The sequence below is a fragment of the Streptococcus mitis genome (genome assembly GCF_965111725.1).
GTDB classification, from domain to species: Bacteria; Bacillota; Bacilli; order Lactobacillales; family Streptococcaceae; genus Streptococcus; species Streptococcus mitis_DV.
In genome coordinates, this window is sequence record NZ_OZ217341.1 from 1,036,902 (window position 1) to 1,058,642 (window position 21,741).

The 21,741-nt window shown below is 34.6% G+C and carries 21 protein-coding genes and 2 pseudogenes; all 23 read right to left on the bottom strand.

Translation table 11 applies throughout. The features are described 5' to 3' along the window. Positions 1 to 33: 33 nt before the first annotated feature. The 23 genes and pseudogenes from ACLV7Q_RS05140 to dcm all read right to left on the bottom strand — a co-directional run bounded on the left by ACLV7Q_RS05140 (position 34) and on the right by dcm (position 21,706). The gene (locus ACLV7Q_RS05140; RefSeq protein WP_218757102.1) at positions 34 to 444 is read right to left on the bottom strand and encodes a thrombospondin type 3 repeat-containing protein; all 411 of its coding nucleotides are present in this window, start codon (positions 442 to 444) and stop codon (positions 34 to 36) included. A gap of 198 nt (positions 445 to 642) precedes the next feature. Then, a pseudogene (locus ACLV7Q_RS05145) lies at positions 643 to 779 on the bottom strand (ABC transporter ATP-binding protein); the annotation flags it as partial. Between the two features lie 221 nt (positions 780 to 1,000). Continuing rightward, on the bottom strand, positions 1,001 to 2,266 hold the full coding sequence (locus ACLV7Q_RS05150) for an MFS transporter (protein WP_024477688.1): 1,266 nt from the start codon (positions 2,264 to 2,266) through the stop codon (positions 1,001 to 1,003). Further along, positions 2,256 to 2,564, bottom strand: coding sequence for a hypothetical protein (locus tag ACLV7Q_RS05155; RefSeq protein ID WP_024477689.1), 309 nt, complete (start codon positions 2,562 to 2,564; stop codon positions 2,256 to 2,258). Before ACLV7Q_RS05155 ends, ACLV7Q_RS05150 begins: the two co-directional genes overlap by 11 nt. Then, the gene (locus tag ACLV7Q_RS05160; RefSeq protein ID WP_024477690.1) at positions 2,561 to 3,505 is read right to left on the bottom strand and encodes a radical SAM protein; all 945 of its coding nucleotides are present in this window, start codon (positions 3,503 to 3,505) and stop codon (positions 2,561 to 2,563) included. Before ACLV7Q_RS05160 ends, ACLV7Q_RS05155 begins: the two co-directional genes overlap by 4 nt. After that, positions 3,502 to 4,710 carry a radical SAM/SPASM domain-containing protein gene (locus ACLV7Q_RS05165; RefSeq protein ID WP_024477691.1) on the bottom strand — a complete coding sequence of 403 codons (1,209 nt, stop codon included), beginning with the start codon at positions 4,708 to 4,710 and terminating at the stop codon, positions 3,502 to 3,504. Before ACLV7Q_RS05165 ends, ACLV7Q_RS05160 begins: the two co-directional genes overlap by 4 nt. Beyond that, positions 4,703 to 5,833, bottom strand: coding sequence for a ThiF family adenylyltransferase (locus ACLV7Q_RS05170; protein ID WP_050220326.1), 1,131 nt, complete (start codon positions 5,831 to 5,833; stop codon positions 4,703 to 4,705). The genes ACLV7Q_RS05165 and ACLV7Q_RS05170 overlap by 8 nt, the downstream gene beginning before the upstream one ends. A 374-nt stretch (positions 5,834 to 6,207) precedes the next feature. Beyond that, positions 6,208 to 7,068 carry an Rgg/GadR/MutR family transcriptional regulator gene (locus ACLV7Q_RS05175; RefSeq protein WP_024477693.1) on the bottom strand — a complete coding sequence of 287 codons (861 nt, stop codon included), beginning with the start codon at positions 7,066 to 7,068 and terminating at the stop codon, positions 6,208 to 6,210. A gap of 466 nt (positions 7,069 to 7,534) precedes the next feature. Then, positions 7,535 to 10,348 carry a phage tail tip lysozyme gene (locus ACLV7Q_RS05180; RefSeq protein ID WP_218757101.1) on the bottom strand — a complete coding sequence of 938 codons (2,814 nt, stop codon included), beginning with the start codon at positions 10,346 to 10,348 and terminating at the stop codon, positions 7,535 to 7,537. Positions 10,349 to 10,359: 11 nt separating this feature from the next. Beyond that, positions 10,360 to 12,717 (bottom strand): annotated as a pseudogene (locus tag ACLV7Q_RS05185) (VirB4-like conjugal transfer ATPase, CD1110 family). Beyond that, positions 12,668 to 13,027: a PrgI family protein gene (locus ACLV7Q_RS05190; protein ID WP_001097589.1), complete on the bottom strand. Its 360-nt coding sequence runs from the start codon at positions 13,025 to 13,027 to the stop codon at positions 12,668 to 12,670. The pseudogene ACLV7Q_RS05185 and the gene ACLV7Q_RS05190 overlap by 50 nt, the downstream one beginning before the upstream one ends. 53 nt (positions 13,028 to 13,080) lie before the next feature. Continuing rightward, positions 13,081 to 13,935, bottom strand: coding sequence for a conjugal transfer protein TrbL (locus ACLV7Q_RS05195; RefSeq protein WP_001054256.1), 855 nt, complete (start codon positions 13,933 to 13,935; stop codon positions 13,081 to 13,083). Between the two features lie 16 nt (positions 13,936 to 13,951). Next, positions 13,952 to 14,194 carry a hypothetical protein gene (locus ACLV7Q_RS05200; protein ID WP_000627865.1) on the bottom strand — a complete coding sequence of 81 codons (243 nt, stop codon included), beginning with the start codon at positions 14,192 to 14,194 and terminating at the stop codon, positions 13,952 to 13,954. Positions 14,195 to 14,214: 20 nt separating this feature from the next. Beyond that, positions 14,215 to 16,092: a VirD4-like conjugal transfer protein, CD1115 family gene (locus ACLV7Q_RS05205; protein WP_218757112.1), complete on the bottom strand. Its 1,878-nt coding sequence runs from the start codon at positions 16,090 to 16,092 to the stop codon at positions 14,215 to 14,217. Continuing rightward, the gene (locus tag ACLV7Q_RS05210) at positions 16,092 to 16,580 is read right to left on the bottom strand and encodes a hypothetical protein (RefSeq protein WP_202484487.1); all 489 of its coding nucleotides are present in this window, start codon (positions 16,578 to 16,580) and stop codon (positions 16,092 to 16,094) included. Before ACLV7Q_RS05210 ends, ACLV7Q_RS05205 begins: the two co-directional genes overlap by 1 nt. Continuing rightward, positions 16,570 to 16,869 (bottom strand): hypothetical protein, encoded by a 300-nt coding sequence (locus ACLV7Q_RS05215; RefSeq protein WP_261267038.1) that lies wholly within the window; start codon positions 16,867 to 16,869, stop codon positions 16,570 to 16,572. The genes ACLV7Q_RS05210 and ACLV7Q_RS05215 overlap by 11 nt, the downstream gene beginning before the upstream one ends. 282 nt (positions 16,870 to 17,151) lie before the next feature. Next, on the bottom strand, positions 17,152 to 17,988 hold the full coding sequence (locus ACLV7Q_RS05220; RefSeq protein ID WP_218758048.1) for a nucleotidyl transferase AbiEii/AbiGii toxin family protein: 837 nt from the start codon (positions 17,986 to 17,988) through the stop codon (positions 17,152 to 17,154). Further along, entirely contained in the window at positions 17,988 to 18,578 is a 591-nt protein-coding gene (locus ACLV7Q_RS05225; protein ID WP_218758047.1) for a type IV toxin-antitoxin system AbiEi family antitoxin domain-containing protein, read from the bottom strand. Before ACLV7Q_RS05225 ends, ACLV7Q_RS05220 begins: the two co-directional genes overlap by 1 nt. A gap of 127 nt (positions 18,579 to 18,705) precedes the next feature. Next, positions 18,706 to 19,293 (bottom strand): CPBP family intramembrane glutamic endopeptidase, encoded by a 588-nt coding sequence (locus ACLV7Q_RS05230; protein ID WP_411865992.1) that lies wholly within the window; start codon positions 19,291 to 19,293, stop codon positions 18,706 to 18,708. Between the two features lie 2 nt (positions 19,294 to 19,295). Next, positions 19,296 to 19,529: a hypothetical protein gene (locus ACLV7Q_RS05235; protein ID WP_000840768.1), complete on the bottom strand. Its 234-nt coding sequence runs from the start codon at positions 19,527 to 19,529 to the stop codon at positions 19,296 to 19,298. 12 nt (positions 19,530 to 19,541) lie between these two features. Continuing rightward, positions 19,542 to 19,922: a hypothetical protein gene (locus ACLV7Q_RS05240; RefSeq protein ID WP_218758109.1), complete on the bottom strand. Its 381-nt coding sequence runs from the start codon at positions 19,920 to 19,922 to the stop codon at positions 19,542 to 19,544. Further along, on the bottom strand, positions 19,915 to 20,364 hold the full coding sequence (locus ACLV7Q_RS05245; RefSeq protein ID WP_218758110.1) for a hypothetical protein: 450 nt from the start codon (positions 20,362 to 20,364) through the stop codon (positions 19,915 to 19,917). Before ACLV7Q_RS05245 ends, ACLV7Q_RS05240 begins: the two co-directional genes overlap by 8 nt. After that, positions 20,348 to 21,706, bottom strand: a complete 1,359-nt coding sequence (gene dcm / locus ACLV7Q_RS05250; RefSeq protein ID WP_218758111.1) for a DNA (cytosine-5-)-methyltransferase — start codon at positions 21,704 to 21,706, stop codon at positions 20,348 to 20,350. The genes ACLV7Q_RS05245 and dcm overlap by 17 nt, the downstream gene beginning before the upstream one ends. Positions 21,707 to 21,741: the final 35 nt, after the last annotated feature.

Sequence of the window (21,741 nt, forward strand, 5' to 3'; positions counted from 1 at the left end):
TCTATACGAAAATAGGAGAATCACATGATTCCCCTACAACTCTATCTCCATTTCAACCTCTTGAGGACTGGTTTCTAAATCACTAGACAAAAGAGAAACGGCATCTGTTCTCATGTAGTAAGTATATAAGTCTTCTAGGTCTTGTTGGTTTTCAATCCCTGTTTCAATACTAATCAGAGCCTGTATAAATTCCTTGTAGTGACTCTCCATCATATCTGAAATCTTTTGTTTCATTTCCATAAATACTGAAGACGGTTCAGTTATACTTGTTTGGCCCATGTCTTGTAAATCCTTTTCTAAGGGATTGGTTCCTTCTTCTACTTCCACTAAATCTGAACGACCATCACTATCAGAATCTGCGCTAAGAGGATTGGTTCCTAGCGCCAATTCTTGAGCATCAGTCAGTCCATCTTGATCCGAATCACGTTGATAAATGGCTTCCATATACTTCCTTCTTTCCTAGTTAATCTTTTTTCACTCCAATCCTACCAAATATTCCTTGAAAGAAGTATCACAACAAAAAAAGAGAACGAGCCAAAACTGCGTTCTCAAATAATATTGTGATTATAAACAAGTACTACAGATTTTAGAAATTTATGCTGTATATAATCAAAAACTTTCTTCTAACTGAATCTTGCCATATCATCTATGTGATAAATCGGTAACTCGAATAACTTGGTCCACTTGTTCCCAAATAAGAGGATTGTGGGTCGCAATAATAATAGTTCGATTCGGATTTTTAAAGATTCTAGGCTAGAAAGTAGAGCGTGAGATGCTTTTTGGTTACAAAACGTCTAAGCATAGTGGATAAACCTCCTAAGATGATGAACCAGATGGACATTCAAAAAAGTCGTCTTCGTGGTCTTTGAAGGTGATTCAGTCCTAAAAAGTCAGAGAGACGATTAGAGGAGATTTGTGTTCATGAAAAAGAGAGGCCAGTAAAATTTTGAATTTAAACTTTTATACGCTTCTATTGGTTATTTTTTAAACATATCACTGACTAATATTTTAGAACATGGGCGTCCGCCAAATTTACCTTTTTAATAAACTTTAAATAGATTGTTGATATCAGTCGTATAGAGACCGCTGAAAAAATAATTATAGCATTGATCTGTTGCAGAGGTAATGTCTTTATTTCATATAATCCACTAAACATTAATGTAGAGAGGGGTGAAAAGAACGAAATTATAGCTCCTAAAAAGGCAAATATTCTTCCTTGAATCTTTTCTGGAATTTCAGTCACATACCAAACTTGAAGAGGTATTGTAAAAAAAGATTCAATAAATGTCATAGAAAAAAGAGAGAGCAGAATAAAACTAAATGCTATAGGTTTATTAGAAAAAAATGTGCTGAATCCTAAAAATGACATTGCCAGCGTTGAGCCTAGCATAATGGAATAACCATTTTTTAATGGTGAAGTTTCTTGTTTTTTTCGTGAAATAATTAAGCTGGATAGTAATTCACCAAGAATCAGTGTTGACATTGCAACTGAGTAATATATATTTGAGAATTCCAATATATTTAAGATAATAATTGGTGTAGCAATATAGATTACAGTGTCAATACTTGATACTACAGTTGCCAAAAAAACTATATCTTTTAAATAATTTTGTTCAGATAACCACTTAAATAAATTTAGTTTTTCATCATCTTTAAAGTCATTCTTTCCATCAGTGCTTTCTTCCTTCACCACAAATCTAAAATTTATAGCTATAACTAGAATTAGAGATATAAATTCTGTAAAGACTACTGCTAAAATAAACAAATTAAAAGGGATGGCTCCATAAAGTGTTGCACCAATAATAGGAGATATAATTGCTGCACAATTTGCTGAAATTTGTTGCCACGAACGTAACTTTTGTTGTTCTTCTTCATGAACAATGTTGATGCTACTTGCATATAGAGACAAAAGCACAAATTCGTCTGCAATTTTTAAAACGATTACAACAAAGATAGTCAAAAAGAGAATTTGATTATCTAAAATTTGAAAATAATCAATATAAAATAAAAGAGTAGCTATACTTACTATCTGGCAAATAATTATAATAGACTTGTGATTAAATGAATCTATTATCTTACCAATTATGGGTGAAAGTAAAACTGTGACAAGCGGAGCTGCAATCATATTAAGCCCAAAAGAAATTGAACTATCAGTTTTTTGAAAAATGAAAAGTGAGACTCCCATAGCAAATGCTGAACTTCCCAGTTGACTTATCAAAGTTAATAAACTTCTGAGTAAAATTTGTTGATGAGATTTATTTTTCATAGTCTACCTCTATAAACAAATTTCTTGTAAGAATAGCAATTGATTTAGCTATACTATCCAACAACGTTTCACTAAAAGGATAATTTTTCATTATCTCCTCAATTGAAAAACCTTGTTCAATTTGTTTTAAAACAGTTAATGTAAACCTACTTACAAAAGCTTTATTTTCAGTTGAAAATATTAAAAATACAGACGGACTTTGTTGAACTCTTTGAATTTCAAAAGCATTCAAAACTCTATATTTTCTTTTAAGAAACAAATTATTATCACTAATATATGTATAAAAATTATCTTTCATAACAAGATCCTTTCTACATTAGATATTATATCATTATTATCTAGTGCACTTGTAATATTTTCTTTAACAATAGAATCGTTATACTTTTCTTGAACTAATAACCAAAGTTCTTCAATTGATTTAGATGAAATATTTCCAACAATATAAGGCAACCTAGTATCAATTTTTACATTACCTCTGTGATCTATAATTAGCCAATCCTGTTCTAAAGATGCATATTTGCTATATACTTCAGATAGAGAGCTAGTTAAATTAACAGAAATAAACGACTCATAATCTTGCTTTAGAGCTTTCAACTTCATAGAAACTTCTTCACGAAGTTGCGACGGCAAAATTAAGCCCTTCACATCACGAATCCCTCGTCCTAAAGGCAAAGCTGAACCAATACCTAATGAAGTCGCTCCCACAAGTACTGCAAGTTTAAACAGTCTTTCTATCTTATCATAATTGGATGTTGTAATAGTGCTCGCTATTTGCAACTTATATCCTGAATTTACTACCATAATACAGGAATTTATTGCTTTTTCCCAAGAATTTCTCACTATCCTAACTGCCTGATGTTCTGCTTTATCTGCCCCGTCTAAAGATATTTGAAATTCAATTGGATTATTAATAAGTGAAAGGTATTCCAAAAAAGTCTTATCCAAATAGTAGCCATTCGTCATAATTCTAATGCGTGTATAAGGATTTTTATTTGAAAAAATATTTAAGACTTTTAACAATAAATCTTTTCTCAGCATAGGCTCTCCACCAGTAATATTAACTGTTGGAAAAGAGTAACTTTCGTTGAGTTTTTCAAAAAATGATAACCATGCATCGTCTTTAATATCAAATCTCCCAAAATCTCCTGAAGAATTATAACAATGATGGCATTTTAAATTACAACGTCCAGTTAATTCTATCTGGGCACCTATCGGATTATCATATTTTATTTTTTTCACGGGAAAAACCTCCAATCGGAAATAATATACTTTTTTAATTTCTCAATTGACTGGGACTCAGCCAACTCATTTGGAATTTCTAAGTTTGGCTCATTTATCGGACAAGTTAGACAGGTTGAATTATTTTTAAGAGAATTTAGAAATACTGACTCCCGTAGTAAATAGTGCTCCTCACTGTCAAATACCTCCGAAATTGTTTCGTTCTCAATATTTCCCAAATTAATCGAAGAATTCAGAGTCAGGCAACAGGGAACATAATTCCCATCGGAATTTACGGCTAGTTCATTTTTAATCCAAGGCTTTAAACATTTAAAAGGGGTCTTAGCTCCAATTAAATGGTAAAGAAAAACACTCTTACCTTTTTCTAATTTTTCTAAAGTACCATATTTAGAATAATTTCTTACCTTCGGAAACCTTATAAATTTTTTATGTACAAACTGAGTTTTTGGACTCTCAGATGCTATATTTTTTACCGTTACTGTATCCTCGTCGTTATTGTTTAATTGAATCTTTTGAATTATTATCCTCTCGATACACCCTGTTTGTTCAGCTAACTTAGCAAGTTCCCGTATCATCACTATACTTCTATCAATTGTTTCCTTAGAAATTTTTCCTCTAATAGATGATAGAATAATATTATCACTAGAATCAAATGAGATTGTTAAATCTTTAATTTTCAACATTGCTATCTCTTCTAATTTTAATTTATTTAAAGCAACTAAGTTTGTTGAAAATGACGGATGTATATTATACTTATTTGCTAGTCGAATTTTTCTATAGATATCTTTGTCATATAATGGATCGCCAAATAGATGCAAAGCCAAATTTGACTGCCCTTCAATTTGTTTTACAATTGAATCAAACTGCTCTATTTGCAAATCTCGTTGATTTCTAATCTGCTGATTAAAACCTTTAGGGCAAATTTTACAATGATAAGGACAACTTGATGTTGTTTCAATATAACCTAGTGCAGTTTTTTGCGTTTTAAAAAAGTTTTCTAATTTCTGAAAAGCTGATTTAGTAAATTCAACTAATCCCTCTTCAACAAAACAGAATTTTCTAATTTGTTCATTTTCTGGATCAATATCTCCAAGACTATTAACGGTAACTGCTTTCTCTCCTTTCAACAAATTTTTTAATACAAATTTGTCTTCATTATTAAGAGATATAACTAAAAACGGCGACAGAAAATATTTTTCACTCATGATAATTTCTCCTACAAATACAATTCTCTACTGTCGGGAATATAAGTGTCTTAATATCACTAAAACCGTCATAAAAAGTATATACTTTATTATAAAAATCTCTATACTCATCACTTATCCAAAATTTTTTAATTATGTCCAAAATTAATAATTCATTCAATTGTGTACCTGTTACAAATGATGGACTTTTTGAGTTAGGGATATTCTGAAAAAAATTCTTTGTAATTGAATTTAACCCGTTAGTTTTAGTATCCAAAAATTGATCTAAACATCTCAGACAACCAGTTTCAGATGGAATCAGAAATGGGCCTACACTACCAAAATGGGAAAATATTACCGGAATATTATACTTTAGTGATACTTTATTTATCCAGTCATCTAGTTTCCCTATAGGGTAGTCAGCTGTTTGAATAATCAAATCGCTATTGTGGGGTATATAATTCACACAATCGTCATAACTTGTGATGTAAGATTTAATTCCTTGAAATTGGCTACTGGGAAAAAAGTCCTTTATTCTTGATTCTAAAGCTGAAACTTTAAATAAGTTTTTTTCAATATCACCTGGTGTATACAAAATTTGCCGTGTCAAATTATCTAGTTCAATTTTGTCTCCATCAATACAGATAATATCTCTTACACCTATTGCTGAAATTTTCAACGCTAGTGAGCTACCTAATGCTCCTGCACCAATAATTACTACCCTCTTGCTTTGAATGGCTTGTAGTAATTGATATGGCTTAGAAGTGAATTTATTTAGATATAGTATTTCTGTTGAGAATCTTTCATCTGTAATATGGTTTATATTAAATTCTTCCTCTGTTTCATCCACATAGAATACAATTTTTAGCTTGATTAATTCATTTAACACTTTGAAGAGTATGTCAATATTTTCAGAAAGTTGTTGTGATATTCTATCTAGCTTATCATTTGTTAAAATATTATTTTCAAGTGCAGATAACAAACAATTCAAAACTGGTGAATCTTCAAATACGTAATATTTTGCAATATCATTATTAACAACTAGAATCGATTGTTCTTGAAAAATTATATAACATAACTTGTTTTTTACATAGACTCCCATTTTTACCCTCACTAATTTGTTGGATTCAGTTCCAATGTCCATAAAAAGATATATATAAAAAGAGTGGTCTGCAGCCCACTCTCCTTTTAACTAACAGCGACCCGGTTCATGAGCAGTATAAGCAATATCTACCTCTTTAAAATTAAGAATAGATATATCCATATCCTCAGATGTGTTGTCCACTACAACTTTGCTAGTATCGGTGTTCATTGCAAATCCTCCTATGAAAAACTAGGGTGTTATACTAATTCAACAAAATACAAATATTATAGTTAAACATAAGTTTTATCAACTTAATTACTATGTTTTGAATTTAAGAAAATACAACTCCCAGTTAGTAAAAAACTGTATCATCGATGACATTAATATCATAACACAATTATGTTCATTTCTATTTTCTTTCCCTTATACGCAATTTACGCCAAGTCACCTAACACTTTTTGTAAATGATTCTCAAATTTTAAAGCCGTCTGATTACTATCTACCAATTTCATGGTTGCAATACACTTTCTCATTTCCAAAACAGCGTATCGATTATTGTTTTTCTTTAAATCATATAAATTTTTAGTATAGTGAAGCACTAGCTTTTCATACATTTCAGTCTCTGAAAAGTTACAATACTTTAGCTGTTTTTCAAAATAAAGAGCATCCATCAATTCATTGCGTTCAATACAGGTGATATAAGCATTGAGCAACATAGTTGCTAATAAGCGTCTATTATTAGGAATTTCTCTATAAAACTCCGAACGATGGCACATTTCTTTGGCTAAAACCATCATTGTTTTATGATTTAAAACATCTATTGTATTCATAAACAGTAGCAATTCATAGTATCCCCAGTATTCTACAGAAAACAAGTAATCACTGATAATACCAATTTCTTGGTCTGTTACTAAAATTTCTTCTAACAAATCCTGTAATCTTATCTTAAGCAAAATTGTGTTAAATGAATCGAATGGTTCTTTTTTATCCTTCTTTTCTATCTGGCTAATTAATAGCTTTTTCATTCCGTCTATATCACACTTTGAGACTAAATACCGAATTTTTTCTAAAAGTTCATTAAAGTCATCTCTACGGAAATCACGTACAGCGTAAACAAATTCTTCGATAGGCATGTGTATTGCATCTAAGGCTAAAAGAAATTTACTGATGGTTAAATCAGCTTCATCATGTTCAAATCTTGAGAGATGGGAACTTGAAAGACCTGATTTTGCAACATCTTTTAAAGACAAACCGCGAGATTCTCTAAATTTTTTAAAAATTTTTCCATATTTCATTCCAGTTACCTCCTAATTTGCGTATAAGGGAAATTTCTCCACAATCTTTAAAAATATTATATCATATAAGAAAACGAAAAGAGGTATTTATCATGAATAAAAAAGCATGGTTTAGTTTGTTATTTGTAATACTTGAAAGTATTATCGTTATCGGAGTAGGTTAGTGAAATGCATTAAATTCTAGTGATATGAAAGTCACTAGAATTTTTTTAATTCAATGAAAAAAGAGCGATAAAAAGTCACCCTCTCCCTAGTTTTATATAGCATTACTACTATTTTTGTCGGTTTATTCTGGTGTCTGCCACCGCTTGGCCCGTACGTCCAAGATTGCTATCGGATTTTGTTCTGGTGTCCGCCACCGCTTGGCCCTTATGTCCAAGATTACTATCAGATTGACCATGAGCCGACCACTCATTTATAGACATATTGTATCTTTAAATAGCTACAATTTCAAGTGTAAACTCTTCTATTTGGTCGTATAAGCAAAACTGATGGCACTATCTGCTTGAGAGATTTTTCTAAAGGTATAGTTAGGGTTGCCCCCATAGTTGGTTTCAGACACAAGGAAAGAACCATCATCATAGACCTTCTCTACAAAAGCCACATGACCATAGCTGGCTGGTGTACCATGTGTACCTCCTACAAAAGAAACAATAGCACCTGCTCTTGGTGTAGAGCCCGTTTCCCCACCAAGACTTGAAGCTGTCGCAACCCAGTCTTGACCATTTCCCATGGTATTAATGATTGAAATCTTTTCTCCATTTCTACCTTTTAATTTTAAGCCTAACTGGTTCATACGAGCCGCAACACCCCATGTACATTGTCCATAAGCATAGGCCATACCATCTCCACCACCAGGAACAGAATGATCATACAAGTCCCCACGAACCCCTTCAAGGGATTGTGGATCACTTTTTGCCTGTCCTCCATTTGTTTGACTAAAGCCTTTTTCAATTTGGTAATACCATTCCGTTGCTCTGGTTTGTCTTTCCAGTAGTTTGTCACCAGAATTTCCCTCCCAATAGGTCAGAAAGAGTTGGGCCAGATTGGCTGCACTGCCTGTATTTTTAAAGAAATCCTTTAACCAACTTTGATAGTAAGGACTATCCCCATGAAGCATAAAATCAAGTTGTAGGTCTAAATCATACCATTTCTTATTTTGGGTGCGTGCATAATTTAACAAGGCTGTATGCCGTGTTGACCCATCTGCGGTATCTGTCCATTGCCCTAAACCTAGACCTCTATGAAGAATATTAGGATAAGCACCACTATAAATGGCTGGACCTCCAATCGCTAACCAGCTTTCATCATCCCATGAGGAATCGGTAGCGCCAACAGGAGGAGATAAATAATCTCCTTCAGCTCGTTTAGGATTAATAGAAGACTCTACCGACCAATTTCCTAAAATTGCCGCAATGGCTTGGGGACTTGCCCCTTGAGATTTCAAAAACTCATAAATATGTTTTGCTCGTTCAAACTCATCCCCACCAAACTGACCAATGGCTGGTAAGATAGTGGTCTGAAGTTGAATGACTTTTGGAAAATAAAATTGCGGATTGACATACACCAATTTTTCTTTCTTGTTTTTATACTTTTGATAGGAAACTTTCAAACCTGTATCGTCTGGTGTTTCACCAATAATATCACCCGTTAGGACTCTTGTCCCCTCAATCGCACGGCCATTATGAATAGAATACAAGGTCAATCGACTCTCATTCTCTCCTTTTCCGTTAGTGAGAATAACATCATCTCCGTCTAGAGATACAACACCATCCATTGGTGCGACAATTGTTTGGTGAGCCTTCGCTTCTAGTAGAATATACTCCTGAAGAGTAGGTTTTCCGTCTAAATCATAGTATCCATAACGATAAGTCATGGTTAGACTATCTTCGTTGCTTTTCCCCTCAAATGGATTGTCCAATTCCTGCATGGAAGCATAGACACCCTCTTCTTTTAGTTCCTTTATTTCCTCTTGATCGTCTCTCGATAGTTTATACTTAGGAGTTTCATAGAGGTCTTGCATGGATTTCAAATCATCCCCATCGTTTAAATCATGCCACAAAGTAGACAGATAATCCTTGTAAGATTCTGAACTAAATAAGTGAACTGGTTTGTGTAACTCATAGTCATGGAATTTAAAGTTCATATACCCCATCACATCATCAACTTTTGTGTAATAAGTAATTCCTTTGTCATTTGTGCGAGTATGTTCTGCATCTTCCCAAGTTAGGTGGGTATAAGCTTTTGTTAATTCAAATTCATCTTGTTGAATCAAACTAGCAGATGAAAATCCTAAAAAGAAGCTCATCATAAGTAAAAGAAGAAAGACTATTCCTCCAACTATCCAGGTTACAGGATTTCCAGCCACAAATGTAAAGAAGGAAAAGGCTGCTTTTAATTTTTGATAGATATTTCGGACACTTAAAAGACCTTGTTTCTTTAATTTTCGATACCGATTTTTAAAGGAACTTGGATTATCTTTAGTTAGTTTCCATCCTTTTCCATCCTTAAAATGATGGTATCGCTCTTTTGTGTTGGTCAGTCTTTTCTTGGTAAAACGACCTGTTGCTTGTCCTGTTTTGACACTAGCTTTTCCAAGATTATAAGAAAGCCGACTGTAGCGTTTCCCTTTTCTAATGGTCTCATGAAGTGTGCGATAACTTTCTAAATCTTCATTTTCTGAAGCTAACTCTCCACCTTCACGTCCAAGGACATAAAGAAAGGTTTTGGCTTTCCTACTGATTTTTTTGAACTTATAGGCTTGCTTAGTAGATTTTAGATTCTCTTTTGCGGCTTTGACTTCTTTCTTAGCTTTTAATTCTTCTAGATTCTTCCCTTGAAGGAAAAAATTGGATCTTACTTTCGTTTCCTGACCGTAGAGAAATTTTTGATTGGTTTTTCTTTCTTTACGACTCTCTTTTCTTTCTTCTTTTGCTTCTACCTTGGCTTCTCTAAATTGCTTCTTGGCTATTTTCAATCGTTTCCTAGCATGAGGCAATCGTCTGTCTCTTAATTCTTTACGATTCAAAAGAGATGGAGGGCTATTTTGAAGGATGTGATTGTAGTCTTCATTTGCTTGTTTTACTCTCTCCTTTGAAGCTTCTCTCATCTCCTCTAGCTTTTCTTTTATCTCTTTTTTCCATGCTTTTTCATCCAGTACAGCGGAATCTTTTTTCTGTTTCCTCACCTCCTTCTTTCCTTGTTTCAAGAATTTCTTCTCATCTTTTAGACTTCTTCTAAATGCCTTTCGTGCACGTATGATTTCTCTTTTATCCTTCATTTACCTTCCCCTTAATTAGAAGCCATTTTATCAGGATCTGTACTCATGATATCAAACAATTGAGTACCTTGAGGAATCTTATTTTTAAAGGGTACGACAACTGAACCAGCTTTTATCAGTCCTGCCCCTTTTTCTGGATTGACAAGGTATTTTTCAAGTTCTTTTGACAATCCTAAGAGTTGAACTAGTTCTTCTCGGTCATTTTTTGCTTGCTTGAGGAGAATCATAAATTCACTATTTGCAATAATCCGTCTACCATTTGGATCTAACAATAAGGTTTCGACGTTTTGAGTTATTCCAGTCGGACTGGCTCCATATTTTCTGACACGACTCCACAATTTAAAGAAGAAATCACTGGCATATTTATCTAATAAAAGAAGCTGCATTTCATCAAAATAAATCCAAGTCTTCTTCCCTAATTTTTGGTTCCGAACAACACGATTCCATATCTGATCAAACACTACCATAAGAGCGATTTGTTTCAGCTCATCTCCTAACTTTTTAACGTTATAGATTAAGAAGTTAGATCCTGTCTGAATATTGGTCTTATGAGAAAAAATATCAAGAGAACCTTCGACATACAGTTCCATATCAAGTGCCAGATTCTGCGCTTCTTCTTCTGGTTGTTGGCTCAAGACAAAGACCCATTCTTCCAAAGAAGGCTCTTTAAATGACTGATAAGTGAGTCTCGTAACTCGGTCGATAATCGATTTTTCTCTCCCATCCATTTTTCTATCCAATAACTTACCGATAAAGGATAAAAGAAATTCTGATTTTACCTTTACAGGATCCTCATCCATATTTTCCTCAGACAAGTCAAGGACATTGAGATAAGTTTGGGAATCGGGCGCAATATCAATCATTTCTCCACCAAAAGCCCGTCCAATGACACTGTACTCCGCTTCTGGATCAACGATGATAATTTCTGTATTTTCGCCAGATTCCTTGATTTTGGTCGTGATAATTTCATGCTTGGTTGCCATACCTTTTCCAGCTCCAGATGTCCCTAAAATCAGACCAGACGGTGTATTTAATAGGCTACGATCAATGGTAATAATATTGCTTGAGATTTGATTGATACCGTAATATTTCCCACTACGGTCTTGTAAGTCTACTGAAGTCCAAGGTGAGTTCACTGCTACATTGGACGTTAATAAACTCCGTGATACGCCCTCTAAAAAATCACAACCAAATGGCAACAAACTATTAAAGGCTGCTTCTTGCATATATGGAAGTTTATCAATCATTAGGTCATTTGAGCCGGCCACTTGTTGGATAGTGTCTAGGGCTTGTTTGAGTTCTTCTTCATCCTAACCAAAGACCCCAATCAAGAAGACCGTTTGAAATAGTTTATCTCCTGTCTCGGTCATGGTTTTTAAGAGTTCTTCAGCTTCATCGATATTGCTTTCTAATACATGACCTACTTTTTCCAAATAGATACCTGTACGAGCTAGTTTTTGTTGTTCCCCAATCTTTTGGGATTCCATCAAGGTTTTCTTTGTTCGTAGTTTCTTCATGGCATCTGCCTTGGTCGAACTTTGAGCATGGAGGCTCACAATCAATTCCAAATCTCCTTGCATGAGGTCTCGAATAAACTGATCCCCTAATTCCATGCCGTAGTCTCTGACATAGACGATCTGCAATAAGCGGTCATTTATTTGTAGGAAATTCTTGTTTTTAAAATCCAAGAGATTAGGTGCTATGAAGTGACGAGTTGTCTGACCAGATCTCGTTAAATCACGGTAAGAAAAAGGAAGATGGTGTTCTCCTCTAAGCATATCCGCCAACAAGTTGACACGGTCTTCTCCAGCCAAGGATTCAAATCGTGCATCAATTTCTGAGAAACCACTCTTGAAATATTCTCCTATTTGGGACAAGGAACGATAGGCTTGTTTGGGATTAGTATCCTTTCTTCCAAAGCTAATCAGTTTTACAGCTGAAAAATTATTTTCACCACTGTCTAAATTCTGATTCATCATCCGATTCAATTCTTTACGATAGGTATCATATCCATCTTCTTTTTCCTCATACAGAACACTTTGTCTAAACTTTTCTAAATTCAATCTTTTATTAAAGATGGTCAATTGGAAGTTGGTTTGGTCATCTAAAGAGTTAATCAAATCAGAATACTTCTCAATGATTGCGCCCTTATCTTCTAAACCAACGGTCTGATAATTGACATCACCAAGTAAATAGCTTTGTGAGAAATAATCTTCTTTCACCTGCATCAGACCATTTTGATACAAGGCTTGATAGGAAAGAGTATTAGCCGTTGATGGTAACACTTCCTCTTTTTTTCCTTTAACTACTTCTTTCTGATTAGTCATTGAAGTTTTTTGTTTCTTTAATGTATTTGATTTTCTTTTCATGTTCAGGTCCTTTCTTTCCTGTAATTGTGCGTAGGGGAACCGTTAATTCAAAATGAAGACGGTATTTCAAATAATGTTCAAAATATAAATCATTGGGTTTATAGACTCCAAAAAGCATGAGGGGGATGGTAAAAGCAAACACAAAACCGTAAACAAACCAATCTCCAAATTGCCAGAAAAAGAGATTCAAACCCAAAACAATAATTGTGACAATAAAGGCTGGTAAAACAAAGATGATTTGCCTTGTAGTGAAGCCTAACCAAGCCCTGTGTTGGTATTTTGAGATGTCTTTAAAGACACGTGTATTCATGACTTTCCTTTCTAAAAAGGCTAAGAAGCAATCACTTCCTAGCCTTTATCTAATTACATACCTAAGATTGAGCGAGCCGTACGTTGAGAACCAACGAGGGCAATAATCAGTAAGATAGCTTGTATTAAACTACCAAACATAATCGCAAGTGATTGCAGGACTCCTGCACCATTTGAAACAGCTATTTTCCCAGCAGATTCAAACAAAGGAACAAGAGAAACAATCAGAAAAATGAGAACCCCTTGTACCGCATAGACCATAATATTTTTTAAATAGCCAATACCAATAGACTTCCACTCATCACTTAAAAATGTTGGAATCGTAAGAGGGGCAAATGGGATCATAAGGTAGAGTTGAATAAATCGAATAGATACTAAAAGATTGACCATGGCTGCACTTACTATCCGAACTAGCCAAATGAGGAGGGCGAAAAAGCCCACAATCATCCGGCCAATAAATCCTGACCCTTTTAATCCAGAGATTGTATCATACTTTGCCCCACCGTGAGCCACAATCGAGGCCACTTGTTCAATGGCATGACTCGCAATCCCAATGATGGCTTCTACAATGACGGTAGTGTTGGTAATTACAACTGCAACCATAATATAACTAATCAACATCGGCGCTAATGCTTCAAAGGTCATCGCTCCACCAGAGTTAGCAATTTTCTTTGCCATCTTCGAAAATTCTAAGATGAGAACAACTGATAAAATCGCAACTCCAAGAGGTTGCATGACACTTTTAGTAATACTAGACATGTAAGTCCAAACTGTTGGATTGTAGCTAGATAGAGATTTAATCAGATCTACCGTAGATTGTAAATCCACATTAAATCCTTCAAATAAATTTTCAGCTGATATTTTTTCAGATGCAAGGTAAACAAAGGGTGAGACTAAACTAAGGTTCATGTCATTGTTTATCCTCCTAAATTGAAATCTGGGTTACAAAGGCTCCAGCAGCCCCTACCATAACACCACCGACAATTTCAAGAATGGCATTCCGAACACCTGGTCCACCATCTTTAATGTTGGTTGCAAGGTTAACAATCCCCACAACAACGAGAAAGGCACCAACCGCAATCAATCCCTTCTGTAACAAAGACATAGCTTGTGCAAACATAGCACTTGCGTCTACTCCATAAACAAAACCTTTAAAATGCGTAATCATCTATTTCCTCTTTTCTATTTTTATTTTAAACTAGATTCAAAAGTTAAATCACGAATTCTAAGGCCTTCAAGATGATTTTCTTGTCTTTGATTTAAAGGATTGATTTGATAGTTCCACCACCGTTCATTGCTTTCTTGATTGGCTAGATATTTCCAGTTTGGATGCTTAATGGAATTGTACTTTTTGCTTTTAAAGACAGGCATATTGGCAATTCGAACCAAGCATTCATGCCGTTTCATATTTCCGACTTCATCAGGTGTCATTAAATCACGAGCAATCTTTTGATGAGAAAGGGATCCTGAACCTGTCTGGCCGAAGGAACGACTAGTATTTCGAACATCAATGGTTTGTTTACCGAGTAACCCACTCATAAATTTAAAGGTATCTTCATCATTACCACCTAAGTAGACTAAGATATCACAGTTCCCAAGAATGGTTTTCCAAGCTTCTTTTTCTTTATAGAGCCCTTGAAGTTGGGCAATATTTTGTAGAATAGGAACGAGACTCATATTACGAGAACGGACTGTTGAGGTTTGTTCAGCAAAATCTGGGATTTCTCCGATATTTGCGAACTCATCTAAGTAAACTCTCACATGAAGAGGCAATTGACCCTTAAAATCAATATCTGCTTGTCTTGTTAGGGTTTGAAATACGGTTGAAAAAAAGAGAGCTGAAAGAAAGCGAAAGGTGCTATCGTTATCTGGGATAACTAAGTAAACCATTGATTTTTCCTTGCCCCATGTCTTCATATCAAGGGTATCTCTTTTGGTCAAATCCATGACACTTTGAATATTGAAGAGGGCAAATTTAGCAGTGGTTACAGCTATAACAGAATCCAGAGTCTTATCCTTATAATTTTGAAAATCTGCCCAATTTCGCATGGTAAAATTTTCAGTTCCATACTTTTTAGCATAATTTTCAAATAGAATTTCTAAGACACTTTTTTCTTGGTTTTCACCCTTGGATAAGTGTTTAATGAGTTTTGAGATTTCAGCAAAACTTGGATAACGCCCTCGTTTTTTTCGCTCTTCCACTTCTTTTTTTTGACGTTTCAACAAGTTTTGATATTCTTTTTGACTCAAACGACTCTCTTCAATGAGCTGTTCTCTTGTTTTAGGTGGATTATAGAAATCGACCAAGTAGGAGGCTAAAGCTCGTACCAAAGTCATAGAAGCTTCATCCCAAAATGGATCACTACGAGATCCAGAGCCTTTGGTGTTATTGAAATAAACCGTCAGCATGCGATTCAAATCATTTTCTGTCTCTATATAGCGAAAGGGATTGAAGCCATCTGAGTTCTTCATATTGACTAAATCTAGCACCTTTACTTGGTAGCCATGTTCCAAAAAGAGTCTTCCTGTTTTCTCAGCTAAGTGATCTTTAGGATCCACGACAATATTTGAACTATTCATCTGAATCAGATTGGGTTTTACAAAGCGAAATGTCTTCCCACTTCCTGAACCTCCGATCACCGCAATATTCTTATTTCTATCATATTGGGGTGATTTTTTATCTAATAATGTCAAACGAACATCTTGTGCTAAGATCGTATCATGAGAAAATTCTTTACCGTAAAAGAGCTTCTTTTCTTTTAGAGTTCCAAAACGGGCGCTCCCGTATTCTACTCCTTCTCGGTATTGTTTTTTACCAGTCTCTAGATAGAGATAAACTAGTAACATCATCACAAAACCTAGTAGAAAAAAAGCACTTGATTTTCCAGTAAAGGAAACATTCCATGGCGACTGAATAACTTCATCTTGACCTTCCATCAGGAGATGAGTCCATTTATCTAAGCTATTTCCAGTATAGGAATCATACAAAAGCGTCAAACGATGAAAAAGATAGCCTAGTAAGCTACCTAACAGTGAGAATAGTAGGAATTTCTTTCCACTGTACATCATCTCACCATCTCTTTCTGTTTGACGGCCCCTTCTTGTCTAAAGGTAATTTGGGATTTAGCCTCATCAATTGCATCGTCCAATGACTTATCCATGGTAAAATCAGCTAATTTCTGTGGATCATTAACCATTTTTTCTAACAGATGGTCTAAATGATTGTCTAGAATCGAACGGTCTTTCGTGTAGAAATGCAGAGAATCCCCTTGCCAAGCGATGGCTAAAGGAATCTCTTCTTTTTCTAAAAAAGCTTTAAATTTCTCTATATCAATTGGTTTGTCTAAAAAATCTTTTTTCAGATTAATCGTATCAATCGAATAAGGAGATTGTAGCAATTCTTCTAATTTCTGCACCCCTATCTTATAGGCGGAATCCTGTGCTAAAGCCTGACGTCTAGACCATTCTAGAATCTTTAAGAGACTTTTTACAGTAAATAAAAGACTACGCTCAGCATATTGAACTGCCATTCGTTCCTGTTGTTCAGAGGACATCTGATGCCTCCTTCTTAACAAATAGCAGCTTTCCTTCTTTATAACGATAAGCTATCAATTTCTGACGTTGCTTAATCGACTTGACAGCCTGCAGTAGATCTCTCGAATAAGGTTCTCGAAGAGTAACTTCTACTGCTTTCCCATCAAAGATACCAACACGTTTAAATTCAATGTAGTCTTTTTTGAGATGTCCTAAGCCCATACCAAAAGGAAAGTGATGAATCAATTGGATGGTACAACCACCTTTATTTCCCATTTGTTTCAAATCATACAAGTTTACTACCTTCATGATTAACTCCTTTATCTAGTTTGTCGCATCGTTTAAGTCTGGTAACGATAAACTCCGTGTCTGTTAGAAAATTCTCACACACGTCTTGTGCCAGTTGCCCTTCACAGGGAAATACTCTCAGTCCCTACTTACACAGGCACGCTAATCAAGACGGAGTGGATTCAATTTTCAAAGAACAGGTAGCTTTATTATAGATAAGAGTAGTTGAAATTTTTATCACATTTTTGAGGTTGTTGGAATAAAAAAAGCAACTCACTGCTTTACGAATGAGTTACTTTTGTACTAAAATATTTGTTGCATAATTTCCCTAATAACCTGAACAGAGTTATCAAATGAGATATCTTTAGCATACTTAAATTGGCGTTGATAACGAATCCATAGCTCTTTCTGATAATCAGAAATTTCAATTCCTCTCACTTGTTCTTCCCAATTATAAATAGTATCTTTACTTTTACGTTTTTCTGCCGTATTTTCAAGTGCATTTTTTAATACTTTAAGATTAATCTCTTCTTTTCTAAGTTTATACAAGGTGAAAAGATCATATCGATCACGTGGGCGTGTCGAAGCTAATCCCCTACTAATGATCGTTTCTAACTTTTCAGCAAGTACAGTCTCTAGATTATATGTCCATATCTTGATGCTTTCATTAGTAAAGATAGAAGTCATTGAATAAGTAATTTCTCTTGGTGTGATCTTATCACCAGTAGTAATATCAATAAAAACAACTTCCTTTAATGTATCAAAAGTTGCATTTAATTTTAATGAAAATCCTCCATATTCATCATCTTGGCGAATAGGTTCTAGCTTATCTACTGAAAATGAAAATCCATCAGTTTTAGAACAAAGAATCTCTTCAAAGATATGAATCAAATTTTCTCTGCTCATTTCGGTTCCCTTCAGAGTGACATCTAAATCCATTGTGGTTCGCTTATCTAGTCCAATCATTTGACCTATTAGATACCCTCCTTTTACAATGAAGGAATCTCTATAAGAACTAGTAGAAATCAGCTTTAACACTTGCTCAATTAAATAATGTTGTTGTACTTGTTGAGCTGGAATTCCTTTATCTTTTGAAATGTTTTTGATTTTTGCTTTAAAGCTATTCGCATTTGAAAACATTAAGACAGTACCTCCGTATAAGATTGTAACTTATCAGTTACTTTAAATAGCTTGGCATAATAAAATAATTTGTGTAAATGAATTTTATTCTGTTGAAAATATTTCTTAAACGCTGGTGCAATAATTTGAAAATCCACCTGATGAACTGGTCTTAGACACTCAACCAAAACTCGTTCAACTTCATAAACTTTAATAAATTGGCCAGGAAGACGCTCTATTTCAATAATTCCTTCACTATAGTGAGAGCGTAAGATAACAGGACATATATCTGCTTCCTTAATGTTTTTGGTATTCGTACCATAAGGAAAACTCATCGTCATGTTAAAAGGGATAGTCAAAGATAAACCATGTAACCAAAGTGCTGTCTCCAAAGAAAAGATTCCCTTTGGAAATCTATATTGAAGGACAAACCACTCATCTAAATAAATATCAGGTAAGCGATATAACCCTTTTTCTTCAGCATCGATTTTTCCTTCTGTAACCATTTTCAATAAGGTTTTGTAGTGTAAATTTTCATCTATTACTTGTTTAAAAGTTAAAAAACCATACTGATTGAAAGAGTTCATCAGTTTCTCTCTTTTATCAACCATGTCATTCTCCTTTCTTAGAAATAAAATGCTAACATCTTCTATACATGTTAGCATTTTATTTCTTAAAAATCAATTCATTTAGTTTTTTATTTCAAACTGAATCTATAAGTAAGACAGAGCACCTATTTTAAACAAGCAGCAAACTATAAACTAGTAGGTTCCACACCAAATGTAAACCCATACTTCCCCATAAGTCAGATTTATAGCGCACCATCCCTAAAAACATCCCAAGTGAAACATATAAACACCAAGCTAGAATGGTTCCTGGATGATGTACTAAGGCAAATAAAACGCTTGTCAAAGCAACTCGAATATCTAATTTTCTAACCAAGTTCCATAAAATTTCTCGATACAGAAATTCTTCAACCATACTCGCATTGATTAAGAACAATAAAAATGAAAACCAAGGAACCTGATGTTGTAGGCCAATTAAGTTTGCTTGATTCGTGCTTCCTTGCGCATGGATTAAGCTAAAACATAGACTTATAATCAGTAGGCTAGCTAATCCAATACCAAGCCATTTCATCCTAGATTTCATACTGACCTTATGCGCTTTTTTACGTTGACCATATATCCATAAAAATGAAATGAGTGACGCACCATAGAGAATCTGTAGTATAGTTAACTCACCGATACAAAAAAATTTCAGTAAGTATAGAGATACCAATAAGACATTTACTTGTTGGAATATATAAACTGGAATTATTCTTTTCATAGTTACCTCCGAAATAAATCTTCATAATCTAAATCTAATACCTGCACAATCCTTTCTACCCATGGACTTTGAGGCATTCGTTGTTCCATCTTATAGTGGCGTATCTTTTGATACAAACGATTCAATTCACTTGGATAGTGAAACTCTCCCGCAAACATTTTTCTGGTTAAGTCAATCCAGCTGATATTTCTTTCAGCCAAAATAATGGATAAGTTCTCCCAAAATCGTTCAGCCATATTGCTTCTCCTTTAGTTAGATAAATAATGTGTTTGTGCCATGTAAATCAATTGTTTCGTATCTCTTGGCAATAAAGCTCTAGCTTCCTCCAAATTTAGATTTGGATAAACTCTCTTATTTGAAACCGCAAGAGGAAGTCTGATGGTTAGTTCAGGATTTTTTAAGATCATCTCAACGAAATCCGTTAATCTTAGATTGTCACGGTTCTTAAATCGTAATAAATTGGGAGATAAAAATTCAAAACAATCTGAAGAATAGCTCATCATCTCAATTAATTTGTCCTTTGTTATTTCAGAAACTGAATGGCAAGATACTTCTATGCCGTATTTTTGGAAGAAGTCTAAAAGAAGTTGATTTCTTTGGCTATTTTTACTTAGATAGAGATCAATCATGGGAGACCTCCCAAAGATTCGGTTCCATTTTATATTCTGAGACAATTAAGGAATCTAATAAATTTGAGAAGTTAATCGATTTCTTGTCTTCATCATAAGCTTTTACAGTTACTTGGGTTGTAAGTATTCCCTCTTTTCCCTCGGCTCGATAGCCTTGCCCATATAAAATAAAAACAAGATTCTGATTATCATCTACAAAGGCATCAGCTCCGTTCTTTATATCCTGACTTTCAAGGAATTCCATAATGTTTTGAAGATAGGATTCGTAAAATAGGGGGTAGTTGTGTTTTTTATGATAATCATCTAAAAATGTCACCTCAAACTCACATGGATAATTGGGCATCAAAAATATTTGTTCATCCAGCTGTCTGATTTCTGCATCATGTAATTCTGTTTCTAATTCATCACAATCTAGTATTGACTCTTTATTTAAAGCTTTCATCTTTTTCCTCTATTTCTTTTAATTTCTTTGCGATTGCGGCAATCACAGGAACGGTTACACTATTACCAGCTTGTTTATAAAGCTGACTATTACTAGAGACTTTTCTAGCAGCTTCAAAAGCCCAATCAGGAAAACCCTGCAAGCGAAAACACTCTTTAGGAGTGATTCGTCGTATCCTCAGACGGTAAAATTGTCCATTTATTAAAATACCAGCAACATGGTAAACTTGCTTATCTTCTCCTTCATAGCTAGCCACTACTACTCCCATTTGACCACTAGTTGTTAACGTATTCGCTATACCTTTGCCAACTCTACCACGACGATACTGAGAACTTGGTCTTTCCAAATTGATTGAATCTCCTATTTCTGCTTGAGCATATCCTTTTTTCGTTGCCTCTCGGACTTTTAGAAATTGGATTGGTTCTGGAATCAGTATTTTGGGGATTTTATCTCCACCTTGCATCGTAGTCAGTGTTGGAGATAAGCCCTCACTTCCATAGACGCGACCAGTTTCCTTAAAGCTAGTTGGTAAATCTCCAACAACGACAATACCATGGCGATCCTGAGTATTTAAAGTAAACATTGGCTCTTGATTATCCTTGAAACGTCTACCATTTTGTCTTTTTTCTAATCTGTCTGGTGTCATACAAGGAATCGCAACTTTAAATCCTTCTCCTTTTCCACGAACTAAGGTTGGTGCAAGACCTTCTGAATAATAGACTTTACCACTCATTCCACTTTTTGATGGATTCAAATTCCCTAATGTTTTTAAAATCTCAGAGTTAGTTGCTTGACCTTCTCGTCTGAAAGGAAATAAGAGTCTGGTACCTTTCTTTCTAGAATGTCCGATAATAAACACCCTCTCCCTGTTTTGGGGAACGCCAAAATCCTTACTGTTAAGCACCTGCCACTCAACATCAAACCCCAACTCATCAAGTGTGGTAAGGATTGTGGTGAACGTCCGTCCCTTATCGTGATTGAGTAGGCCTTTAACATTTTCAAGAAAAAGAAAACGTGGTTGGATTTGTTTGGTCGCTCGAGCAATTTCAAAGAACAAAGTTCCTCTAGTATCTTCAAATCCCAATCGTCTTCCTGCGATTGAAAATGCTTGACAAGGGAATCCCCCACAGATGACATCGACTTTCCCTCTAAGTTTTTTAAATTCGTCATCTGAAACATCTCGTATGTCATGAAATTCTATTTCTCCTTCCGTTTGAAAAATGGACTTATAAGATTTCCTAGCAAATTTATCAATCTCACAAAATCCAATACACTCGTGTCCGACACTTTCCATTCCAAGTCGAAAGCCACCGATACCTGAAAATAAATCAATAAATTTCATTTCTTTATCACCCCTTTCTGATCGATTATCAATGT